This window comes from Longimicrobium sp. (assembly GCF_036280135.1).
Taxonomy (GTDB): domain Bacteria; phylum Gemmatimonadota; class Gemmatimonadetes; order Longimicrobiales; family Longimicrobiaceae; genus Longimicrobium.
The window spans coordinates 1-21,402 of record NZ_DASURI010000025.1 but is presented as its reverse complement, the minus strand read 5'-3'; the positions used below and the strand labels follow the sequence as shown (position 1 = coordinate 21,402).

The following is a 21,402-nucleotide window of genomic DNA, read 5'->3' as shown; positions in this document are numbered from 1 at the left end:
GCACTTTCGCACTTCCGCACTCACGCACTTCCTACTTCGCGCCCAGCGCCAGCAGGTTCGCGAACAGGCGGTACGCGCCGGGGACGCCTTCCGGGAACTGGCGAAAGAACGCCAGGCCCGTGTACACGTACGTGCCCTGCCCGTGCCGGGCGATCAGCAGGCCGCCGCGCAGGGGCGTCTCGCCGGGGTCGCCCATCTCCAGCAGGGGCGTGTACGCGTCGCCCCACGTCTCCGCGAAGTACAGGCCGCGCTCCTGCACCCAGCCCCGCCAGTCCGCGTCCGTGATCTGGTTGGGCGCCGTGAACACGGGGTGCGACGGGTCCAGGATGCGCACGGGCGCGTTCTCGTCCGTCACGCGGCCGTGCGGGCGCGCCATGGTGATGGGGTACGGCGTGAATCCGCCCTCCACGATCTCGTACTTGTTGTACTGCACGATGAACGTGCCGCCCCGCGAGACGTAGTCCAGCAGCCGCTGGTTGTGCGCCATCAGGTCCGTGCGCACCTCGTACGCGCGGCTGCCGGCCACGATCACGTCGAACTGGTCCAGGTCCCCCTCCGCCAGGTCCGCCGCGTCCAGCAGCTCGGGCGTGATGCCCAGGTTGGCCAGAAAGCCCGGCCCCTGCTCGCCCGCGCCCTCGATGTACGCCACGCGCAGCCCCTGCGGCACGCGCACGTCGAACGCGCGGATGACGGAGCGCGCCGCGTGGTACAGCGGCCGCGCGCGCACGTGCGGGTAGTCGATGAGCTGCGCGCCCCGCGCGAACGTGCGCCCGTCGTCCCCGGCGAAGACGGCGGACACGGGATGGTCGCCCGGGGCCACGCCGGCCGGCGCCGTGACGGTAAAGCGCACCTCCAGCACCTCGCCCTCCTTGGCGAAGCGCACGGGCACGGACGCCGGCTCCGCCCGCCACCCGGCCGGCAGCTCCAGCCGCAGCGTGCCGGCCATGCCGTCCGTGGCCTCCGACGCCAGGCGCACGGTGTAGGCGATGGGGCGCGGCGCGGCCGTGGAAAGCACGCGGGTGCGCGGGTCCAGCAGCACGCTCACGGCGGGGACGATCATCACGGGCCGCCGCAGCTCGCCCTGGCGCAGGTCCACCTCGCGGAACTGCGCCTCGCGCTCCAGGCGCAGGGGCACGCCCGTCAGGTCCAGCGCCGCGTAGGCCGCCACGGCGCCGGGCTCGAACGGCCGGGCACGCGCGGGCTCGTCCGCCGGCCAGCGGTACAGGTCGCCCTCGCGCGGCGCGCGGAGGAAGTACGCCTCGGTGGGATGCGCGTCCGCCGGCACGTGCACGCGAAAGCGGCGCGCCAGCAGCGTCCCGGCCTTGACCGTGCGCGGCGCGGGGACGGTGTCGATGGGCTCGGCGCGCCAGCCGGCGGGGAGCGCGGGCAGGATCGAATCCACCCCCGCGTCCACGTCGCCCCCGTTCCACACCTGCACCGTCAGGTCGAACGCCTGGCCGGGGATGATGCGCGCGTCGTCCGACAGCACGTCCAGCTCCAGGCCGGCCGCCTGCGCCAGCGCGGTGCGCGCCTGCGCCATCTCGACGTCGATGGCGCGGACCAGGTCCGCCGTCCCGTTGGTGACGGGGATGGCCGCGCGCGCCTGCCGCAGCGTCTCCAGCGCCTCCATGAGCCCCGAGACCAGGCTGCCGCGCTGAAGCGGATTGTACGCGGCCCGCAGCGTCTCCACCTGCTGCTGGTAGCCCCGCAGCGCGCGCATGGCCTGGGACTCCGCGCCGCCGGACGGGGCCAGCGTGGTGTCCAGGCCGGCCCAGATGGACGGCTCCGTGCCGCCGGAATCCGGGCGGATGCGCAGGAGCGTGCCCCAGCGCGGGCCGGCCAGCTCCGGCTGCCCCATGTCCTGCGAGCGGTGGCGCGAGCGGCTGGCCATGGCCAGCTGGAACGGCGAGCGGCCGATGAGCGGGTCCAGCTCGCCGATGGGGAGGCGCACGGTGGCGCCTTCCGTACGGCCGCGGGTGGACTGGTACATCTTGCTCACCTGCCACGGCCGCAGCCCCTCGCGCAGCTGCCCGGGAAAGCGCGACGGGTCCGCCGCGGCGGCGAACGCCTCGTGGGCCAGCAGCGCGCTCACCTGGTGCTGCCCGTGCCCGTCGCGCGGCGTGCCGCTGAACACGGTGACGATGACGTCGGGCCGGTACAGGCGGATGACGCGCACCACGTCCTCCAGCAGCGCCTCGCGGGGCCAGTGCGCGAACGCCTCGTCCGCGCTCTTGCTGAAGCCGAAGTCGTACGCGCGGGTAAAGAACTGCTCCGCGCCGTCCACGCGGCGGGCGGCCAGCAGCTCCTCCGTGCGCAGCAGCCCCAGCCCCTCGCCCAGCTCGGGGCCGATTCCGTTCTGCCCGCCCTCCCCGCGCGTGAGGGAGAGGTACGCCACGTCGGCGCCCTCTTCCAGCGCGAAGCGGGCGAGCAGCTGCGTGTCTTCGTCGTCGGGGTGGGCGCCCACCATTAGCACGCGCTTGGTGGTGCCCAGCTTGCGCAGGGTAAGTCCCAGCGCCGTGGCCCCGCGGTACTCGGCCGCGCCGTCCTGCGCGCGCGCCGTCCCCGGGGCGGCCGGCAGCAGCATCGCCGCCGCCAGCAGTCCAATGGCAGAGCGTCTCCAGTTCATGCAATCCAAGCTATGCGCGGTGTTTGCGGCGCACAATCCGCCGCCCGCGCCGCGCGCGGCCGGCGAATGCTGTCCGGTCCGGCTCCCCCCGCGCGTTCTGGGGGTAACGCGACCCGCCGCATCCATGCATTCGTCCATGAAACCGCTGCTCCCTGTCCTGCTCCTGGCCCTCGCCGCGTGCGACGGCGCCCATCCCGCCGCCGCGGGCGCGCACCTGGACTTTCTCACGGAGCGCCAGGACAACGCGCGGGCCGAAGCGATGCCGCGCTTTGAGCCCGGCAACGGCGCGCTGACCGTGACGGGCACCATGGCCACCCCGTGCCTGGGCCAGCAGGTGGGCGGCGCACTGCGAAGCACGGGGGACGGCATTGCCCTCACCGTGACGGTGCTTCCGCTGCCCGCGTGCCCCACGGCCATCGGCTACGTGGGATACACGGCGCGCATCAGCAACCTGCCGCCGGGCACGTACAACGTGCGCGTGCTGTACGCCCCCGCCCCGGGCGAGACGTCGCTGGAGGCCGGCCGCGCGCAAGTCCGCGTGCGATAGGCGCATCCGCCGGGCGGAATCTGCTACGGCACACGGATCAGGACGGTTTACCGGGAGCCGCGGATGCGTTAGAATACGTCCGCCTCCCTCTCCTCCGCCGTCCTCCCACTCCCGCGGGTCCCCATGCCTTCGACCTCCCCCACATCCCCGTCCGTGCCGTCGCTCAAGGAGCAGCTCGTTCGCGAGTCGTGCGCCATGGTGCGCCGGCTGGTGACCAACGGCGTTCGCGTTCCGCCGTCCGTCATCCAGGCCGCGGATCAGTTCGAGACAGCGCTGGCAAAGAACCAGTCCATCGACATGACGGCCCTGGCGGGCACGCACGAGCGGCTGTCGCGGCTGGTGGCGCCGGCCCGGCCGGGGACGCTGTACCTGCTGGACGTGCGCAATCACCAGCAGGGAAAAGAGCCCAGCGCGCTGGGGCCCATCGCGCTCGTGCGGAGCCTGGTGCGCGTGGCCATGTGGTGCGTGGGCGTGTTCATCGTGCTGAGCGTCATCGCCATCGTGCAGACGCACCCCGAGTCCGACGTGCTGCTGGCCAGGATCAACCTGGGACAGGGAGTGGTCGTCCTCAAGGTGATCCTGGAGCGCGTGTTCTGGCTGGCGGCCGCGGGGATCGGCGCCTCGTTCGCCATGCTGTTCCAGCTGAACGACGAGATCACGGCGCGCACCTACGACCCGGACCAGACGGCGTCGTACTGGGTGAAGTTCTTTCTGGGCCTCGTGGCGGGCTTTATCCTGGTGGCGCTGGTGCCGGTGGATTCCACGCCCGACACGGGCGCCGAGGTGCTGGGCCCGCCCACCATCGCGCTGCTGGGCGGCTTCTCCGCCAGCGCCGTGTACCGCATCCTGACGCGGATGGTGGAGGCGCTGGAGTCCGTCTTCACGGGCGGGCCCAAGGAGCAGGCCGCCGCCGCGGAAAAGGCGGCCGCCAGCCGCGCCGCGGAGGAAAGCTCGCAGGCGCGCATGGCCGTGGCGGGCCAGCTGGTTGAGATCCAGCAGCAGCTGGCGGCCGGCCTTGCGTCGGAGGATGCGGCGGGCCGGATCAAGCAGGTGGTGGCGGCGCTGGTGCCCGCCTCCAGCGAGCTCACCGCCGCGCTGGCGCCCGCCCCCGCCGCGGCGCCGGACAAGGTCCCCGCGCTCGCCATCGTCACCGATGCGCCACCGGCTGCCCCGGCGCCGGCGCAGCCCGCGGCGGGCACGTCGACGGATGCGGCGGCCGCAGCCGATCCGCAGGCATCAGCGGATGTGACCGCGTCGGCGTCGGCTGACGGCACGGCTTCGGCCGATGCGAGCGCGTCTGCCCCGGCGGATCCTGATCCGCAGGCCGTGTCCGCGCAGGCGCCGGCTGCGGCGGGCTAAGCCGTGGCAGGGCAGGAACATGCGGTTGCAGGCCGTCTCCTGTGCCCTGTCCCCGGTAACCCGCGGTAAAAAAACCGGCCCTTGACAACGGCCAACCCCGCGGTTACACTCAGCCGCCTTGGGAGTCGCGTCCCGATGTTTCCGGCCCGATCGCCCGCTTGACCGCGGTGTGACCCGGCCGGCCCCGGACCACGAGAACCGTGGACCGGTGGCATCCAGACGCGGCTCCCTTTTTGTTTTTCCAAGCGGCGGGACCGATCCCGCCGAAGCCATAGATCGTCAAACCGAACCGACCCAGGATGATGCAGTCCCTCGACCTCCATCGCACGCCCGCCCGACCGGCCGCCGCACTGGCGAAGCCCGGTACGTGGCCGTCGTGCGCCCTGGAGCCGCGGGAGCTCGGGGTCACGTGCATGGCGATCGGCAAGGAAAACCAGGCGGGACGCGCATTCGGCTTCGGCGGGGTGGCGATTCACCGCGACAGCATCATCGGGCAGGACCGGCGGGACCAGGAAGACCAGCGCGGGAGGGCCGTGGCATGCGCATGACAAGGCGCAGATCCACAGGCCGTCATCCGGGAGCGACCCGTATCGCCCCGCCCGCGCAACTGCCGGGCGGGGCGATTCTTTTTCCACCAGCGCGCGGAGAATGATGACTCGACGTGGCGGAAGACGGTAGTTCGCAGGAAGCAGGGCCGGCGGGGCGCTCGATCGTCCCCGCGTGTGTGGCACGCGACTCCCCTCGCGAGGGGCGCGGGCGTCCCCGCCGGCTCATCGAAGGCACCGGCATTTCGTGGTGGCCGTAGCTCAACGGCCAGAGCGTCGGATTGTGAATCCGAAAGCACGGGTTCGACCCCCGTCGGTCACCCCTTTGCCGGGGATGGTGCTGGAATGCCCGTAGCTCAACCCGGTAGAGCGCCGAGCAAACGCTTCGCCGGCTCCCTGCCCGCCCCGCGCGGGCCGAAGGACGAAGCTTAACGGGACTCGGAGGTTGCGGGTTCAAATCCCGCCGGGCATTCCGGTGCTTGATGGAGGATGGTGCAGGAGATGGAGATCGGCGGTGCGCTCGTAGCTCAGTGGCAGAGCGCTTCCTTGTCTACGCACTCGCCCGCGCGACCGGGCCGATTGGCAAGGGTTACCGACTGATAATCGAGAGGTCGCGGGTTCGATTCCCGCCGGGCGCTCGCCGATCACACGCAGGACCCTCCGCCGGAGCGGGCGGAGGCGGAGGGAGGGCCTGTAGCTCAGCGGTAGAGCACTATGCCCTCGCCGTCCCTTGTCCGCCGGCTTCCATGCCGGCGGGCCGAAGGTGAAGGGTTATCGACTGTCACTCGAGAGGTCGCGGGTTCGAATCCCGCCAGGTCCACTGAACGGCAGGGAATAGGGAATAGGGAACAGGGAATAGGGAATAGGGAATAGCGGGACCGCCGGACCGCCGGAACGGCGGGTTACAGGGGACAGCCTGCAACTGCATTGCTGTGCCATTGATCCCATGGATTCACATCGATCGGCCCGGGCGGGTCGAACAGCTTCGGTTACCGCTCCAAACTCCCCGGAATCAGCGACCCGGGGGCCGAGCTGGACCCTCATCCGCCCGGGCCAGGGAAAGACGGAGCCGCGTTCGCGTGCAAGCCCTCCCCGATCCACGTCCGCTCCGGCGGGCCGCAGGTGGAGGGTTACCGGTGGGCACCCGGGTTCGAGCCCCGGCGGCGCGCGCTCCACGCAGGTCCGGCCCTCCGGGTCGATTTCGTCCGGTTATCGTTCTCAACGACTCTCCCATCGGGGGGCCCCCGGACGATGAACGCTCATCCGGAAGGCCGGAAATCCCGCCGCGGCGGCGGGTCGAGATCGCAGGCGCCACTCCGCTCCGCCATCCGCGGACGACCTGGCCCCGCGAGACGACGGTGACATTCGCCGCCGCGGCTTTTTTCATCACTCTCAGCCCGGAAAGGAGGGCGAGAAGAACATGCTGGATTTCACCAAGCACTTCGCGACCCGTGTCCGGGCGATGCTCACGCCGCAGCGGGAGCCCATCCCGGGCTCCGGGCAGGTGCCCAACTCGGCGGGCGGGTATGCCTGGACGGTCACCCCGTGGGATCGGCTGGACCGGTTCCTGGTCCTCGGCAGCGAGGGCGGCACGTACTACATCGGCCAGCGCAAGCTCACGGTGGAGAACGCGCAGTCCGTGGCCGAGTGCATCGCCCTGGACGGGCCCCGCGTGGTGGCGCGCGCGGCCGAGATCAGCGAGAGCGGACGGGCGCCCGAGAACGACCCGGCGCTCTTTGTCCTGGCCATGGCCGCCGGCCTGGGCGACGACGCCACGCGCGCCGCGGCGTTCGAGGCGCTGCCGCGGGTGGCGCGCACGGGGACGCACCTGTTCCACTTCCTGCAGTTCGTGGGCGGGTTTCGCGGGTGGGGCCGCGGCGTGCGCCGGGCCGTGGCCGGCTGGTATACGTCCAGGGAGCCGCGCGAGCTGGCCTACCAGCTCCTGAAGTACCCGTCGCGCGACGGCTGGTCGCACCGCGACGCCCTGCGGCTGGCGCACCCGCGTCCCCGGTCCGACGAGCAGCGCGCGCTGTTCGCCCGGGCCGTGGCCCGGTCGCGGGACGTGGAGGTGGCGGGCGAGCACCCGGCCCTGGGGCTGGTGCGCGCCGCGGACGCCCTGCACCGCGAGGCGGACGTGACGCCGGAGCGGGCCGCGGAGACCATACGCGCGCACCGGCTCACGCGGGAGATGGTGCCCACGCCGCTCCTGGCGCATCCCGTGGTGTGGGAGGCGCTGCTGGACGACATGCCGCTCACGGCGCTGGTGCGCAACCTGGCCACCCTGACCCGCGTGGGGCTGGTGGCACCGGGGAGCGCGGCGGCGGAGACGGTGGCCGGGCGGCTGGCGGACGCGAACGCGCTTCGGCGCGCGCGCGTGCACCCCGTGCAGGTGCTGAGCGCGCTGCGCACCTACGCCTCCGGGCGGGGCGTGCGCGGGCAGGGCACCTGGTCGCCGGTGGCGCGGGTGGTGGACGCGCTGGACGCGGCGTTCTACGCCTCGTTCGGCGCCGTGGAGCCCACGGGCACGCGGATGATGCTGGCCCTGGACGTGTCGGGCTCCATGTCGGCGCGGGTGCTGGGGCTGGAAGGCCTCGGCTGCCGCGACGCGTCGGCGGCCATGGCGCTGGTGACGGCGGTCACGGAGCCCGCACACCGGTTCGTGGCGTTCACGGCCGGGGAGCACCCGTCCATGTGGGCGGGGCTGGGCAGCGGGCTCACGGAGCTGGCCCTTTCGCCCCGGCAGCGGCTGGACGACGTGGTGCGTACCATCGAGGCACTGCCCATGGGCGGGACGGACTGCGCCCTGCCCATGCTGGAGGCGGCCAGGCACCGCTGGCCGGTGGACGTGTTCGTGGTCTACACGGACAACGAGACCTGGGCGGGCGCGGTGCACCCGGCGCAGGCCCTGCGCCGGTACCGGGAGCGGATGGGCATCGCGGCGAAGCTGGTGGTCGTGGCGATGGCGTCCAACGGGTTCACCATCGCGGACCCGGAGGATGCGGGGATGCTGGACGTGGTGGGCTTCGACGCCGCGGCGCCCCGGCTCATCGCCGACTTCGCGCGGTAGGGACGGCACGGTCCGGGACGCCGGGCCGTGCCCCACCTCCGGGGCACGCGCGGACGGCATCCCGGGTGTGTACCCGGCGAACGGGCTCGCCCCGTCCGCCGCACCAACCACGCGTGAACGGATGAACAAGCTCAGGGAAAAGGAAGAAGCGCCGGACCAGCGTCCCGGGCCGGGCGAGTACTACCAACTGGGCGGCCAGTACGGCGACTGGTTCGTGTCCGCGGAGACGGCGGCGCGCATCGGGCGTATCCTGGACCGCCGGTGGAGGCCGCGGTGGATCAAGTTCGTGGACCTGCACGGGGGCCGTGCCTGGGTGCGCACGAGCTCCATCGAGTACCTCACGGAGAGCACGGAGCGTCACCGCACGGGCAACCGCGCGTTCGACTACCTGCTCCGCAAGGAGCGCCGCGCCGACCGCCGCTGGGACGAGGACGAGGATTGATACCGGCTGGATGACGATTGATGCTGTGGATTGATGCGGAGCCGATGGCGCGGGACGGTCCGCGTCCGCGCTGGCCCGGCGCCATCGGATTTGATCAAAAGCGATGAAGGACCGCCGGCGGAGATGTGATGCGATGACCATCGCGTGACGCGGCGCCCAGCCGAGCGAATGGAATTCGCCGCTGGAACGGCACGAAGTCCGCCTGAGCGGACAGAGCATTCAACGGCGATCAAATCTTGCAAATCTCAAATGACTATGGGAACAAAGAAACCTGACCCTGAGCGCGCGGAGGAGAAGTGTTCCGTAATCCTGCGAGTACTCGGGAACGATGGGAGGTACCCAAACTACCCTATTCGGTCTGAGAACCATTTGCTGGTATGTGATGGGTCTATTGCTTGGTCAGCCGTACGGGAAGCCATCCCTGCAGAACTGGGTACAGAGTCCGAGATCAATTGGCTGTGGCCCGAAGAGATTCGCCTCTATGCGGCAGTGTCACTCGCAGAACCGGATCCTTCGCAACGAGGAAGATTTCTGATTCACCCTTGGACGGTGGCTGTCGAGATCGAGATAGATGCGCCGTTTGCTTCGCCGGCCTTTGTTCTTGCCGCCACGAAGCACGCTCATGCACTGGCAGAACGGGCGCGTTCAGAAGATCGTGGGCGATTCTACATTCCGCAGCGTGCTTCTGAGCCAGAGACGTGCGACTTGGGCGACGAACAAGCGGTTCTTGAATTGATAAAGGCAGTTGATGTACGTGATGAATTGATCATTCGGGGGCTTTCAAGGCTAATTGCCGCCAACCATCTAGTTTCGTACGCGGTGTTTTTCGAAGAATCAGCGGTTACCGGGTACATTTCGCTAGAGGCTGCTCTCGAATGTCTGCGTCAGGATCTGGAGAACACTACTGGCTCATCTGCCTCACTCAAAGACGTATTCCAAATCATACGTGAGACATTTCCGACTGGAGAGTCGTTTGCTGAGGTGCTGCAAACCGACTATGAGAATCGAATCATGATGATTCATCCCAATAGTCGGTTCGGAGAATATTGGGCACCGCCTGTCCACGCTGATGAAGCCTATGAGTTACTCGACTCATTGGTTCATTTGTATCGCTATATCCTACTCGGTGAGGTTTGGGATCCATTCGGAGACTTCGTCAATCCGGAGAGTGCTGAGAATTCACCTGAATAAATCACGAGCTTTCACTGAAGGCTGTGAGTACCCTCGATAACAGAGACTGCAAGTGTTCCGGCGACTGAATGACAAGACGATCATGTTCGGCCAGCACGAGGCGACCGCGATCGAGCAGATCGTGAACGTGTCGAGCAAGGCCGAACGCGCGGCGCTGCTCGCCGATGGGCACGTCGGCTTCACGATGCCCATCGGCGGCGTGGCGGCGTACCGCAACCAGGTGTCGGTGGTCGGCGTGGGCTTCGACATCGCGTGCGGCAACGCGGCCATCCGCACGGACCTCACGCTGGCGGACATCACGCGGGGGGAGCTCACGCTGGACGAGGTCAAGCGCAATCCGCACCGGATCGCGCAGGACCGCACGGCCAACAAGCTGGCCGACGAGATCCAGTCCACCATCAGCTTTGGCATCGGCCGCAAGAACAACGCGGACGACGCGCCCGTGGACCACCCGCTGTTCCTGGACCACGCGTGGTACGCCATCCCCAACACGGGCGGCTACCGCGACACCCTGCAGGACAAGGCGCGGCGCCAGCTGGGCACCGTGGGCAGCGGCAACCACTACGTGGACGTGTTCGCCGACGAGAACGGCGCCGTGTGGGTGGGCGTGCACTTTGGCAGCCGCGGGCTGGGGCACACCATCGCCAGCGACTTCCTGGCCCTGGGCCAGGGGCTGGACTGGGGCCGCCGCGCGCCCGAGAAGGAGGTGCTGCTGGACCTGGAGCAGCCGCTGGGGCACGACTACTGGCAGCTGATGAATCTGGCGGGCCAGTACGCGTACGCCGGGCGCGAGTGGGTGGCGCGCAAGGTGGTGGAGCTGCTGGGCGGCACCGAGCTGGAGCTGGTGCACAACCACCACAACTTTGCCTGGAAGGAGCAGCACGCCGGCCCCGAGGGCGAGACGGCGGAGTACGTGGTGGTGCGCAAGGGCGCCACGCCGGCGTTCCCGGGGCAAAAGGGGTTCATCGGCGGCAGCATGGGCGACGACGCGGTCATCGTCCAGGGCGCCGCGACGGAGGACGAGGAGGCGGCGGCCCTGCAGCGCGAGGCCCTGTTCTCCACCGTCCACGGCGCGGGCCGCGTGATGAGCCGCACGGCCGCGGCGGGCAAGGTCCACCGCAAGACGGGCCGGGTGATCACCCCCGGGCGCATCAACCGCGAGATGGTGGCGGACTGGCTGGGCAAGAAGGGCGTGATCCTGCGCGGCGGCGGCCTGGACGAGGCGCCGCAGGCGTACCGGCGCCTGACCCGCGTGCTGGAGGCGCAGGGCCCGACCATCCAGGTGGAGCACACGCTCCATCCGCTGATCGTGGTGATGGCCGGCGCGGGCGAGATCGACCCGTACAAGGACTGAACGGCGAGTGCGAAAGTGCGAGGTACGAACGTGCGAAAGCAACGACGCCCGCACGCCGGACCTCTTTCGCACTCCCGCACTTTCGCACTTTCGCACTGGGGTTTCTCATGCCGAACCACTTCGAGGCGGTCGGTTTCGCCGTGCGCGACGACGCGCAGCTGGCCGACGTGGCCGTGCGCGCGGCCGAGGAGGGCGCGTCGGTGCTCACCCGCGCGGGCGAGTATCGCCGCTGGGCGCCCGGCGGCGGCGCCGAGCTGTGGGTGCAGCTGGACGGCAACCACATCGTGGGGCTCACGCCGCACTTCGCGGGCGACACGTCGCTGCGCGCGGGCATCGTGGGGCGCGTGGCGCACCCGGAGGACACGGCGCTGGAGGGCGCCCTGCACGCCTGGGCCAACCCGCCCCAGGTGGGCCCGGCGGACACGGGCGACTACCCGTTCATCGTCGCCGTGCCGGACTTTCGCGCGCTGGACCGGCTGCGGTTTCCGTCCGTGGCGCGGGTGCAGGTGGCCGCGTTTGCGCACGAGCTGCGCGTGTACCCCTCCGGCGAGGCGTACCTGGATGCGCAGCCGTCCGGCATCCGGTTCGCCGAGGAGTCGTTCATCCCCCTGGGGATGTTCACGGACGACGAGAACGCGGTGCCGGAGCCGGTGGCCGTCCTCAGCGGGCGGGTGCTGGCGGCTGGGCGGCGCACCAACCCGGCGGGCGGCGACTTCTGGTGGATGCACGTCCGCACGCTGGGCGGCGAGATGGACGTGGTGGCCGAGCCGGCGCTCGTGGACGCGGAGCCGGTGGCGGGCGGCGTGGTCTCGGGCACGTTCTACCTGTCGGGGCGCGTCTCCGTGGACGTGCCCGCGCGCGGGCGCACCTGGCCGGGGCGCATCCCGGAGCGCCACCCGCGCCCCGTCCGCTGACGGGGCGGACGTCCGCATCCCGGGACCACGGACGCGCGCGGAGCAGGGGATGTTGTCGGTAAATGCGAGCCCCCGTAGGATGAGGACGTCCAGCGCCGCGCGGTGCGGCGGCGGCACCTCATCCATCGGGTCGATGACGGAGGCAGGTTGATGAAGCGGATCTTGGGAGTCCTGGCCGCGCTCGCGGTTTTCGCGGGCACGGCGGCGGCGCAGCAGGCGCCGCTGTACTACTGGGTGCAGGCGGGTGCCGGCGGCCAATGGCTGCTGCGGACGGTGTACGACGGCGCGACGGCCTGTCCCGCGCCGGCCACGGTGCGGTGGCGGCCCGGCGGCGACTTTCCCGTGCTCGTCTGCCAGCAGACGCTGGGCTCCGCGCCCGTGCAGCTGCCGGGGATGGCGCGTCCGGTCTCGGCGCCATCTCGCGTGCAGCGCGTGGTGGTGATCGGCGACACGGGGTGCCGCGCGCAGGAGCAGAACTGCGCCGACATCACGTCGTGGCCGTTCGCCCGGGTGGCGGCGGGCGCGTTCGGCGCGGACGGGGACCTGAGCGTGCACGTGGGCGACTACATCTACCGCGAGCGCTGCTCGGCGCAGGTGCCGCAGCCGTGCGGCGACAACTGGCCCACGTGGGTGGCGGACTGGTTCCGGCCCGTGGGCGAGCTGCTGTCGGCATCGCCGTGGGTGTTTGCCCGCGGCAACCACGAGGACTGCACGCGCGGCGGTCGGGGATGGTTCATCTTCTTTGACCCGCGCGACCTGCCGGCCACGGGGTGCTCGCCCACCACGGCGCCGTACGCGGTGCCCGTGCAGGGCGTGGGCACGCTGCTCATCCTGGACTCGTCGTGCGCGCCGTGGTACTCCACGGGGTGCTGGTCCACGGGCGGAAGCAACCCCGTGAACGACTCCACGCAGGCCATCCCGGCCTACGCGACGGAGTTGGCGGCGCTCACGCAGTTGGCGCAGGGTGCCGACCCCGCGTGGCAGGTGACGCACACCCCCGTGTGGGCGCGCGACCAGGGGAACGAGGCGGACTCGGCGGGCTCGTACATCCTGCAGGGCGCGCTGCGGCGGGTCTCGCCCGGCGGTGGTCTGCCCCCGCAGGTGAAGCTGTCGCTGTTTGGGCACATCCACCTGTGGGAGGGCCTGGACTTCGCGGCGCCGCGCACGCCCCTGCTGGTGCTGGGCAACGGCGGCACGTCGGAGGTGTCGGGCATCACGCCCGCCGCGCCGGGCACGCGCATCGACGGGGTGCCGGTGGAGGGGTTCTGGATGACGGCGGCGTTCGGATACACGGTGCTGCAGGCGTCCGGCGCCGGCTGGACGGCCACGCTGGTGCCCGTGCCCGGCACGGGCTCCGGTATGACGTGCACGGTGGGCGACGCGCAGATGGCGTGCAGGTGACAGGCTGACTCTCTCGTCCCGCGAACCTCGATCGCCGGGCCGAAAGGGCCCGGCGATCTCTTTTCCACGGAGGTGGACCATGAGCAGGAACGAGCAGACGCAGCCGTCCTTTTGAGCGGACGAGCAAGCGGCGCAAAGGCTACCCGTCCGAGACGCGGGTAAAGCGCGGGTTCCGCGCGGTGGGCGACGGCAAGGAGCTGTTGGAGAAGCTGGGCCGCAACGACCTGTGCCCGTGCGGCAGCGGACGGCGGTTTCAAGAAGTGCTGCCTGCGCGGCGGCGCGCACGACGGCTCCAACCGCCACGACTACTTTCAGGGAGTGAGGAGGACCACAATGCGCCGTATTGGCATCTTCAACCGCCGTCTTTACGAGGCCCATGCTCTGATTGCTGGAGAGGGTATCGAATTGATCGACCGGTTGGTCCAACAACTCGACCTTCGCGAGTTCCACGACTACCAGGAACGGCTGTGGACAATGCTCGCGGAGGTCGAGTACCGACTCCAGCAGTTGAAGGACCGCAACGGTGTTCGAGCGCGTCGGTGGCGACAATGGCGGGTTCGCTCTCGTGAGGCAGCCGAGAACCGAGCAATGCACGTGCTTGCCATTGAGCAGCAGGTTGATCTTTACCTTGAATTGCGGTCGATCTTGCGGCAGTTGGGGGATGCGCTCGCATGGGCTGTTCTTAGAGCCGACCCCCGTTACGTCGCGCCGCTTTTCGACGGTGGAAAGACGCACCATCTCCCAACTGGCCAAGGGGTCATCGGCCCCTTGAGCGTACTCCGCAAAGCGGCCGAAGGCAGTGCCTTTCTCGTCATCGATGCAGATCTCACGCGATGTATCGGTATCGGGGATCTCGTCGTTGTCCGAGCGAACGGGGATTGGGCTTGGCCCATGATCTTCGAGGTGAAAACCCGGAAGATTCCTGGCGACGCGGACAATGTTGCTGTTTGGCTGATCCGTGGGAAAGCATTGTTTCCGCGCGACACGGAGATGCTCGAGCAGTTCGCCTCCGAATTCGGGTTCAGCTTTGAGCCTGAGCAGCCGCTTGATGATCGTGCGCGGCGGCAGATGGATGAGGTGAAGGTCGCGACGAAGAACGCAGCACAGTTAGTTATTGATTCCGCTAACATGCTACCGGTTCCGGTGGTTCGGCATTGGGACACGCTTCTTCGTATTACCGAGCGAGCCCGTGCGAACGGGTTTGCGTATGACATTGCGGAGCCGGGATTGGTGTATGCTGCAGCGCGCAACGTCGATGGTGACATTGGCCTTTACGAGCGGTTGCGGGAACAGTTGGCCGCATCGGGGCTCGTTGCATCTGAATGGAGAGAAACGTCAACAATGGCATACCAAGGGATAGATGAGCTATCGGCCTATGGACTTCCAATTGCCCTGTGGAAGCTCCCCTTGTGGCAGAGGCGTGACATCATCTGCGCCAATGTGATCATCTTCTGCTTTAGTGATCCATGGCTGTGGTCGAGATCCTTCGCGAAGCATGGAATCCTGCTGGAGGAAGGTTCCGACGGTGCTTGGATTCTTCGGCGAGACAGCAAGCGGATCCAGATCGATCCCACGGAAGTAAAGCGTATGAAAGTTGGCCCTGCGTTCTCAGCCTTTAGTCCGGGCAACTTTGCCCAACGTACCGCTCTTGTCTGGGATACGCTAGAAATGATGAAGGAAATCGAGGAATGCTGCTGACCATCCGCACCACGCACCAGCCGGCGACGGACCTGGGATACCTGCTGGGCAAGAACCCCGCGCGGGCGCAGACCTTCGAGCTGGGATTCGGCAACGCGCACGTGTTCTACCCCGAGGCGGACGAACGCGCGTGCACGGCCGCCCTGCTGCTGGACGTGGACCCCGTGGGGCTGGTGCGCGGCCGCGGCGACGCGGAGGGCGCCCTGGACCAGTACGTCAACGATCGTCCGTACGTGGCGTCGTCGTTCCTGTCCGTGGCCCTGTCGCGCGTGCTGCGCAGCGCCCTGGCCGGCACGTGCCGCGAGCGGCCGGAGCTGACCGAGACGCCCATCCCGCTGGAGGCGCGCATCGCCGTGCTGCCGGCGCGCGGCGGGCAGGCGCTGCTGCGGCGCCTCTTCGAGCCGCTGGGCTACACCGTCGCGGCGGATGCGCATCCGCTGGACCCCGCGCGCCCCGAGTGGGGCGACAGCCGCTACTTCACGGTCACGCTGTCGGCCGTCACGCGCCTGCGCGACCTGCTGACGCACCTGTACGTGCTGGTGCCCGTGCTGGACGGGGCCAAGCACTACTACGTGGGCGACGCCGAGGTGGAAAAGCTGCTGCGCCACGGCGAGGGCTGGCTGGCCGCGCACCCCGAGCGCGAGATGATCGCCGCGCGCTACCTCAAGCACCGCCGCAGCCTGGTGCGCGACGCCATCGCGCGCCTGGTGCAGCCCGAGGCGCCGGAGGAGGACGCGGACGAATCGCGCGACACGGAAGAGGCGGCGCTGGAGGAGCGCGTGAGTCTGAACCAGCAGCGGATGGCCACGGTGCTGGTCACGCTCCGCGCCACGGGCGCCGCGAAGGTGCTGGACCTGGGCTGCGGCGAGGGACGGCTGCTGCGGATGCTGATCGACGAGCCCGCCTTTGCCGAGGTAGTGGGGATGGACGTGTCGCATCGCGCGCTGGAGATCGCGGCCGATCGCCTGAGGCTGGACCGGCTGCCACCGCGCCGGCGCGAGCGCATCCGCCTGATCCACGGATCGCTGATGTACCGCGACCGGCGGCTGGAGGGCTTTGACGCGGCGGCGGTCGTGGAGGTGGTGGAGCACATGGATCCGCCGCGGCTGGCGGCGTTCGAGCGGGTGCTGTGGCAGCACGCGCGGCCGGCGTCCATCGTCCTCACCACGCCCAACGCCGAGTACAACGTGCGCTGGCCCACGCTCCCCGCCGGTCGCTTTCGCCACGGCGACCACCGGTTCGAGTGGACACGCGCGCAGTTCCAGGACTGGGCGGGCGGCGTAGGGGAGCGTTGGGGCTACTCCGTCCGCTTTGCCCCCGTGGGCCCGGAGGACGCGGAGGTGGGCGCTCCCACACAGATGGCCGTCTTCACGAGGAGCGACGCGCGTCCGCCCGTCGCTACGGCGGAGGGCTGATGTCGCGGAGCATCCACATGACGCGGCGTCGGTTCTCGGCGCTGCTGCGGCGGGGCGCGCCGGAGGAGCAGGTGCGCGAGGCGCTGGCGGAGCTGCGGACCAAGCACTTCGCCAAGCGCGACATCGCCCGCGAACGGCGGACGGAGGTGCATCCGCTGCCCCTGCCGCGCCTGGACGCGCTGCCGGTGCAGGTGAGGGACGTGGGGCCGCACGTGCTGCACGCGGCCTCGCCGGCGGACGTGCGCGCGGTGCTGGCCCGCCTCCCCGCGGGCACGGTGGACGGACTGGCGGGCGTGCGCCTGTCGCTGGGCCCCTTCGACCAGCGGCGCCGCGCCCGCCGCGAGGGGCTGGACCTGCCCGCCGATCCGTTCACGGGGCGGCTGGGCGTGGAGGTGGCGGACGGGATCTGGTGCGGGCTGGTGCGCGGCACCTACCGGCCGCGGCGGGCGCTGATCGACGTCTACGCACACGTCGTGGCGGATCCCACCGGGCCGGAGTGGCCGTCCTGGCGGTGGATCCTGCGGCTGGAGGCGCTCCGGACGCTCGTGCACGAGGCCGCGCATCACCACGACCACGCCTGTCGCACGGCGCGCGGCCGCTGGCGCGCCGAGGCGGGAGAACGCGCCGAGGCCTACGCCCGCGCGCGGACCGCGGAGTGGACGCGCACGGCTGTCCTTCCGTACCTGGCCGCGCGCTACCCGGACGGCGTGGAGCTGCTGCGGGCGCACGTGGCCCGCGAGGAACGAGCAAGCGGATGACGATGATGTGGGCGTGGATCGAGCGGCTGTTTCTCCGCGCGGGGTCCAGACCGGAGCCGGCGCGGGCTCCGGAAGGGGCCCCGCCACGGACGCGGGATGAGCGCGACGCGCTGTTGCTGGAATCGCTCGATGGGTTGGGCGGTCCGGGACGCGGCGCCGCCGCCATCCGGCTTCAGGAGCTCGTCTTCGCGCTGCCGATGGCGCATCGGGTGCGGGTGGACGACATGCTCCGCCAGCGCGTGGTCGTCCACGACGGATATCATGGGCTGCCGTGGCTGCGAGGTGCGGACGACGTGCGCCGCCTGGCGCTGCCCGCGGACACGGAGGCGGCGGTGTTCGGGTTGCTGGCGGGCGCGGCCAGCGGCTACGTCCGCGAGGCGGCCGTGCAGCGGCTGGCGGACGTACGCACGGGTGGCGAGCTGGCGCCCCTGCTGCTGCGCGCCAACGACTGGGTTGCGCCCGTCCGCCGGCGCGCGCAGGACGCGCTGCGCGCCCGGGTCGTGCCGGCGTACGCGCCGCACTGGATTTGCGCCATGCGCCTGGTGCTGCGGCTTCGCGAGACGGGCCGCGGCGACAACGGGCCGCTGGTGGATTCCGTGATGGACCTGCTGCGGGGTGACGACGTCCGCGCGGCGGTCCTGGAGGGGCTGTACACGCCGGACCGGGTGGGCGCCCGCGCCTGCTACACGATCCTCCTTCGCTCCGGCGCGCCGGACCTGCAGGACATCGTGTTCCGCGCGCTGGGGAGCGACGACGTGGTCGTCCGGCTGGAGGCCGCCCGCGCCGCCGCGCGGCTGGACGACGGCGCCCTCGCGGAGCTGCTGCCGTGGATGATGGCCGATCCGTTTCTGCGCGTGCGGATGACGGCCATGGAGCTCGCGGAGCGGCGCGGGCTGGCGGGCCTGCCGGAACTGGGTCGGGCGCTGCTGGACCGCTCGCCCGCGGGGCGCGCGCACGCGCGCGCCGTCGTCACCCGCGCGGGACCGATGGACTTCGCGGCGTTCTACCGAAACGAGATCCGCGCCGATTCGCCGCGGCTGGCGGAGGCCATCGCGGGGCTGGCGGAGACGGGGCGCGCGGAGGACGCGGAGGTCATCCGGCCCGCGCTGGCGCACACGCGTCCTCGCGTTCGGGTGGCGGCCATCCGCGCGCTCGCCCGGCTGGCGGGGGACCGGCACCTGGACGCGTTCCTCCTCTCGCTGGGCTCGCTCACGCCGCGCGTTTCGCGGGCGGCGGCGGACGCGCTCCGTGACCGTACGCGGCTGGTGGACGAGGCGGCGATCGCATCCGCGTTCGCCGCCGAAAGCCCGCTGCACGCGCGGGAAAACGCGCTGGAGCTGCTGGCCTGGCGCGGCAAGTGGGACGGGCTCGTCTGGATTCTCCAGGCCCTGACGGACAGCGATCCCCGCATCCGTGAGGCGGCCGGCACGCTGCTGGAGCGCTGGCGGCAGCGCTTCAACCGCACGTTCGCGCAGCCCACGTCCGCTCAGCTGGAGCGCGTCCGCACCGCCCTGCAGCCCGTCGCGAGCACACTGCCGCCGGAGACGGTGAAGTGGCTGCGCTTTGCCGCGGGGATCGGCGGATGAGCATCAAGCGCATCCGCCGTGGTCTGCCGACAGATCGGCGGATGGGAGCTGCGCGGAATTCCGCTCGCCGCCGGCTGGATGGGCGGATGGGGATCGAGCGAATCGGCTGTCGTCTGCCGGGATCGATGGATGGAAATCGACCGGATCACATGCCGTCTGCCGGAGGAGCGGCGGATGGACATCGAACGAATCACGGCCGGTCCGAGAGCGGATCGGCGAACCTGAACGGCTGACGGGGTGCGGCATCGTCGCTCCGCGGTTCGGAGAGAAAGGAGACGACGATGACGAAGAACCTGCACCTGGTGCTCCCCGTGGGCACGCAGGTCGTCACCCGGCGCGCGGTGACGACGGGGGCCGGCGTGCCCATCTGCCCCGCGGGCGCCGTGGGCACGGTGGCGGCCGCGCCGGCGGACTACCATCACGCGTACCGCGTGCGCCTGCCCAGCGGCGCGGAGGTGTCGCTGCGCCGCGACGAGCTCAGCATCCGCAAGCACGAGCAGGCCGGCGTGGTGGGCGACGCGGACGAGGTGCTGCGCGACCACGACCTGCACGCGCACGTGGTCTACCGCTGCGTCACGGGCTCGCGGGCGTACGGGCTGGAGCACGACGCGTCCGACGTGGACCTGCGCGGCGTGTACCTGCCCCCGGCGCGGCTGCACTGGTCGCTGTACGGCGTCCCCGAGCAGCTGGAGAACCCGGCCGCCGAGGAGTGCTACTGGGAGCTGCAGAAGTTCCTGGTGCTGGCCCTCAAGGCCAACCCCAACATCCTGGAGTGCCTGTACACGCCCCTGGTGCTGCACGCGGCGCCCATCGTCCAGGAGCTGCTGGCGGAGCGGCACCGCGTGCTGTCGCGGATGGTCTACCAGACCTTCAACGGCTACGTGCTGTCTCAGTTCAAGCGGCTGGAGGCGGACCTCCGCGCCAGCGGGGTGCCGCGCTGGAAGCACGCCATGCACCTGGTCCGCCTGCTCATCAGCGGCATCGCCACGCTGCGCGAGGGGCACGTGCCCGTGCGCGTGGAAGAGCACCGCGACCGGCTGCTGGCCATCAAGGCCGGCGAGACCACGTGGGACGAGGTGAACGCGTGGCGGCTGTCGCTGCACCGCGAGTTCGACGCGGCGTACGCCGCCACCCGGCTGCCCGAGCGGCCGGACTATCCATGGGCCAACGACTACCTGGTGCGCGCGCGGCACGGCGCCGTGGCGTGACGGGAGATGGGAAGGAAAGGAGGATACGGATGCGGGACGCGAGAGTGACGGACGAGGTGCGGGCGCACCCGTACCCGCTGCTGTTCGCCACGGTGAGCGGCGCGCACCTGTACGGCTTTCCCTCGCCGGACAGCGACTACGACCTGCGCGGCGTGCACCTGCTGCCGCTGGACTCGCTCGTGGGCCTGGGGCCGGGCGACGAGACGGTGGCGCTGTCGCACGTGCGCGACGGCGCCGAGGTGGACCTGGTGACGCACGACGCGCGCAAGTTCTTCGCGCTGCTGCTGCGCAACAACGGCTACGTGCTGGAGCAGCTGTACTCGCCGCTGGTCGTGCACACCACGCCGGGGCACGACGAGCTGCGCGAGATCGCGCGGGGCTGCATCACGCGCCGGTGCGTGCGGCACTACGTGGGGTTCGCGGCGGGCCAGTGGCGGCTGTTCGAAACGGAGCAGCCGCGCCGGGTAAAGCCGCTGCTGTACGTGTACCGCGTGCTGCTCACGGGCATCCACCTCATGCGCACGGGCCGCGTGCAGGCGTCGCTGCCCGCGTGCAACGCGGAGATGCGGCTGCCGTACGTGGACGAGCTCATCGCCCGCAAGACGGCCGGCCCGGAGCATTCCGAGCTGGCGGACGCGGACGTGGAGTTTCACCGGGGCGAGTACCTGCGGCTGCACGCGCTGCTGGTGAACGCGGCGGAGCGCAGCCCGCTGCCGGACGAGCCCACGGCGCACGCCGCGCTGCACGACCTGCTGCTGCGCATTCGCCTGGCACCCGCCGCCGTCGCTGCCTGACGCGCGGCGGGTGGCCACCACCCAACGGGACGGGAAGAGGATGACGGATCAACGCCGCGTGTGGACCATCGGGCTGGACGCGTGGGTGATGGAGGACGGCAACTACGGCAACTTCGGCGTGGGCGAGACCACGGAGTTCGCGCTGGAGTTCTGGGGCCGCCGCGACACGGCGCCCACGGAGCTGCGGCAGAGGGAGTGCGAGCCCCTGGACGGTCATCGCTACCGCGTCGTGGCGCCCGTGGTGTGGACGGACGGGGACATCTGGATGATCGACGTCGGCGTGCTGGCGTACGTGCTGTACCCCATCGAGGGGACCATCGAGGGGACCATCGAGGGCGAGTGGATCGCGGGCGAGATCCGGCTGCAGATCGACTGCTTTCACTACTTTCAGCAGTGGGGCCCGACCGGTGAGGTGCCGCCGGCCATCTACACGTGGCGCATCACGGGCATCCGCGAGTACAGCGCCCCCCGTCCGCCGGACGACGGCAACTACGTGG

General features: G+C 70.5%; 17 protein-coding genes, 3 tRNA genes and 1 pseudogene. 20 read left to right on the top strand and 1 reads right to left on the bottom strand.

Annotated elements, in window-relative coordinates:
* Positions 1 to 31: 31 nt before the first annotated feature.
* On the bottom strand, positions 32 to 2,626 hold the full coding sequence (locus VFZ20_RS00790; RefSeq protein ID WP_329681903.1) for a PIG-L family deacetylase: 2,595 nt from the start codon (positions 2,624 to 2,626) through the stop codon (positions 32 to 34).
* Positions 2,627 to 2,762: 136 nt separating this feature from the next.
* Between VFZ20_RS00790 and VFZ20_RS00785 the strand changes: the two genes are divergently transcribed.
* The 20 genes and pseudogenes from VFZ20_RS00785 to VFZ20_RS00695 form a co-directional block, all read left to right on the top strand.
* A complete protein-coding gene (locus VFZ20_RS00785; RefSeq protein WP_329681902.1) occupies positions 2,763 to 3,173 on the top strand; it encodes a hypothetical protein in 411 nt (136 codons plus the stop codon).
* A 123-nt stretch (positions 3,174 to 3,296) separates the two neighbouring features.
* Positions 3,297 to 4,532, top strand: coding sequence for a hypothetical protein (locus VFZ20_RS00780; protein ID WP_329681901.1), 1,236 nt, complete (start codon positions 3,297 to 3,299; stop codon positions 4,530 to 4,532).
* Positions 4,533 to 4,831: 299 nt separating this feature from the next.
* Entirely contained in the window at positions 4,832 to 5,080 is a 249-nt protein-coding gene (locus VFZ20_RS00775; protein ID WP_329681900.1) for a hypothetical protein, read from the top strand.
* A gap of 247 nt (positions 5,081 to 5,327) precedes the next feature.
* Positions 5,328 to 5,399: transfer RNA gene (locus VFZ20_RS00770), tRNA-His, on the top strand.
* 23 nt (positions 5,400 to 5,422) lie between these two features.
* Positions 5,423 to 5,549, top strand: a tRNA-OTHER gene (locus tag VFZ20_RS00765).
* 215 nt (positions 5,550 to 5,764) lie between these two features.
* Positions 5,765 to 5,897, top strand: a tRNA-Asp gene (locus VFZ20_RS00760).
* 600 nt (positions 5,898 to 6,497) lie between these two features.
* Positions 6,498 to 8,144 carry a TROVE domain-containing protein gene (locus tag VFZ20_RS00755; RefSeq protein WP_329681899.1) on the top strand — a complete coding sequence of 549 codons (1,647 nt, stop codon included), beginning with the start codon at positions 6,498 to 6,500 and terminating at the stop codon, positions 8,142 to 8,144.
* Between the two features lie 121 nt (positions 8,145 to 8,265).
* A complete protein-coding gene (locus VFZ20_RS00750) occupies positions 8,266 to 8,586 on the top strand; it encodes a hypothetical protein (protein ID WP_329681898.1) in 321 nt (106 codons plus the stop codon).
* A 549-nt stretch (positions 8,587 to 9,135) separates the two neighbouring features.
* Complete coding sequence (locus VFZ20_RS00745; protein WP_329681897.1) at positions 9,136 to 9,777, top strand: hypothetical protein; 642 nt, start codon at positions 9,136 to 9,138, stop codon at positions 9,775 to 9,777.
* Positions 9,778 to 9,859: 82 nt separating this feature from the next.
* A complete protein-coding gene (locus tag VFZ20_RS00740; RefSeq protein WP_329681896.1) occupies positions 9,860 to 11,131 on the top strand; it encodes an RtcB family protein in 1,272 nt (423 codons plus the stop codon).
* Between the two features lie 107 nt (positions 11,132 to 11,238).
* Positions 11,239 to 12,045 carry a hypothetical protein gene (locus VFZ20_RS00735; protein ID WP_329681895.1) on the top strand — a complete coding sequence of 269 codons (807 nt, stop codon included), beginning with the start codon at positions 11,239 to 11,241 and terminating at the stop codon, positions 12,043 to 12,045.
* A gap of 150 nt (positions 12,046 to 12,195) precedes the next feature.
* Entirely contained in the window at positions 12,196 to 13,446 is a 1,251-nt protein-coding gene (locus tag VFZ20_RS00730) for a metallophosphoesterase (protein ID WP_329681894.1), read from the top strand.
* Positions 13,447 to 13,625: 179 nt separating this feature from the next.
* Positions 13,626 to 13,685, top strand: a pseudogene (locus VFZ20_RS32680) (nucleic acid-binding protein); the annotation flags it as partial.
* Positions 13,686 to 13,779: 94 nt separating this feature from the next.
* On the top strand, positions 13,780 to 15,144 hold the full coding sequence (locus VFZ20_RS00725; RefSeq protein ID WP_329681893.1) for a hypothetical protein: 1,365 nt from the start codon (positions 13,780 to 13,782) through the stop codon (positions 15,142 to 15,144).
* Entirely contained in the window at positions 15,135 to 16,559 is a 1,425-nt protein-coding gene (locus VFZ20_RS00720) for a 3' terminal RNA ribose 2'-O-methyltransferase Hen1 (RefSeq protein WP_329681892.1), read from the top strand. The genes VFZ20_RS00725 and VFZ20_RS00720 overlap by 10 nt, the downstream gene beginning before the upstream one ends.
* A complete protein-coding gene (locus tag VFZ20_RS00715; RefSeq protein WP_329681891.1) occupies positions 16,559 to 17,317 on the top strand; it encodes a hypothetical protein in 759 nt (252 codons plus the stop codon). The genes VFZ20_RS00720 and VFZ20_RS00715 overlap by 1 nt, the downstream gene beginning before the upstream one ends.
* Positions 17,314 to 18,903 (top strand): hypothetical protein, encoded by a 1,590-nt coding sequence (locus tag VFZ20_RS00710; RefSeq protein WP_329681890.1) that lies wholly within the window; start codon positions 17,314 to 17,316, stop codon positions 18,901 to 18,903. The genes VFZ20_RS00715 and VFZ20_RS00710 overlap by 4 nt, the downstream gene beginning before the upstream one ends.
* A gap of 281 nt (positions 18,904 to 19,184) precedes the next feature.
* Entirely contained in the window at positions 19,185 to 20,111 is a 927-nt protein-coding gene (locus VFZ20_RS00705; protein WP_329681889.1) for a nucleotidyltransferase domain-containing protein, read from the top strand.
* Between the two features lie 29 nt (positions 20,112 to 20,140).
* Positions 20,141 to 20,905, top strand: a complete 765-nt coding sequence (locus VFZ20_RS00700; protein ID WP_329681888.1) for a nucleotidyltransferase domain-containing protein — start codon at positions 20,141 to 20,143, stop codon at positions 20,903 to 20,905.
* Between the two features lie 40 nt (positions 20,906 to 20,945).
* Positions 20,946 to 21,402: hypothetical protein (locus VFZ20_RS00695; protein ID WP_329681887.1), on the top strand; the 457-nt coding region annotated here is incomplete at its 3' end.

What these genes read in the sequence shown, in the direction of transcription:
- VFZ20_RS00790 (WP_329681903.1), bottom strand. Translation starts at nt 2,626, where the DNA reads ATGAACTGGAGACGCTCTGCCATTGGACTGCTGGCGGCGGCGATGCTG.
- VFZ20_RS00785 (WP_329681902.1), top strand. Translation starts at nt 2,763, where the DNA reads ATGAAACCGCTGCTCCCTGTCCTGCTCCTGGCCCTCGCCGCGTGCGAC.
- VFZ20_RS00780 (WP_329681901.1), top strand. Translation starts at nt 3,297, where the DNA reads ATGCCTTCGACCTCCCCCACATCCCCGTCCGTGCCGTCGCTCAAGGAG.
- VFZ20_RS00775 (WP_329681900.1), top strand. Translation starts at nt 4,832, where the DNA reads ATGATGCAGTCCCTCGACCTCCATCGCACGCCCGCCCGACCGGCCGCC.
- VFZ20_RS00755 (WP_329681899.1), top strand. Translation starts at nt 6,498, where the DNA reads ATGCTGGATTTCACCAAGCACTTCGCGACCCGTGTCCGGGCGATGCTC.
- VFZ20_RS00750 (WP_329681898.1), top strand. Translation starts at nt 8,266, where the DNA reads ATGAACAAGCTCAGGGAAAAGGAAGAAGCGCCGGACCAGCGTCCCGGG.
- VFZ20_RS00740 (WP_329681896.1), top strand. Translation starts at nt 9,860, where the DNA reads ATGTTCGGCCAGCACGAGGCGACCGCGATCGAGCAGATCGTGAACGTG.
- VFZ20_RS00735 (WP_329681895.1), top strand. Translation starts at nt 11,239, where the DNA reads ATGCCGAACCACTTCGAGGCGGTCGGTTTCGCCGTGCGCGACGACGCG.
- VFZ20_RS00730 (WP_329681894.1), top strand. Translation starts at nt 12,196, where the DNA reads ATGAAGCGGATCTTGGGAGTCCTGGCCGCGCTCGCGGTTTTCGCGGGC.
- VFZ20_RS00725 (WP_329681893.1), top strand. Translation starts at nt 13,780, where the DNA reads ATGCGCCGTATTGGCATCTTCAACCGCCGTCTTTACGAGGCCCATGCT.
- VFZ20_RS00720 (WP_329681892.1), top strand. Translation starts at nt 15,135, where the DNA reads ATGCTGCTGACCATCCGCACCACGCACCAGCCGGCGACGGACCTGGGA.
- VFZ20_RS00715 (WP_329681891.1), top strand. Translation starts at nt 16,559, where the DNA reads ATGTCGCGGAGCATCCACATGACGCGGCGTCGGTTCTCGGCGCTGCTG.
- VFZ20_RS00710 (WP_329681890.1), top strand. Translation starts at nt 17,314, where the DNA reads ATGACGATGATGTGGGCGTGGATCGAGCGGCTGTTTCTCCGCGCGGGG.
- VFZ20_RS00705 (WP_329681889.1), top strand. Translation starts at nt 19,185, where the DNA reads ATGACGAAGAACCTGCACCTGGTGCTCCCCGTGGGCACGCAGGTCGTC.
- VFZ20_RS00700 (WP_329681888.1), top strand. Translation starts at nt 20,141, where the DNA reads ATGCGGGACGCGAGAGTGACGGACGAGGTGCGGGCGCACCCGTACCCG.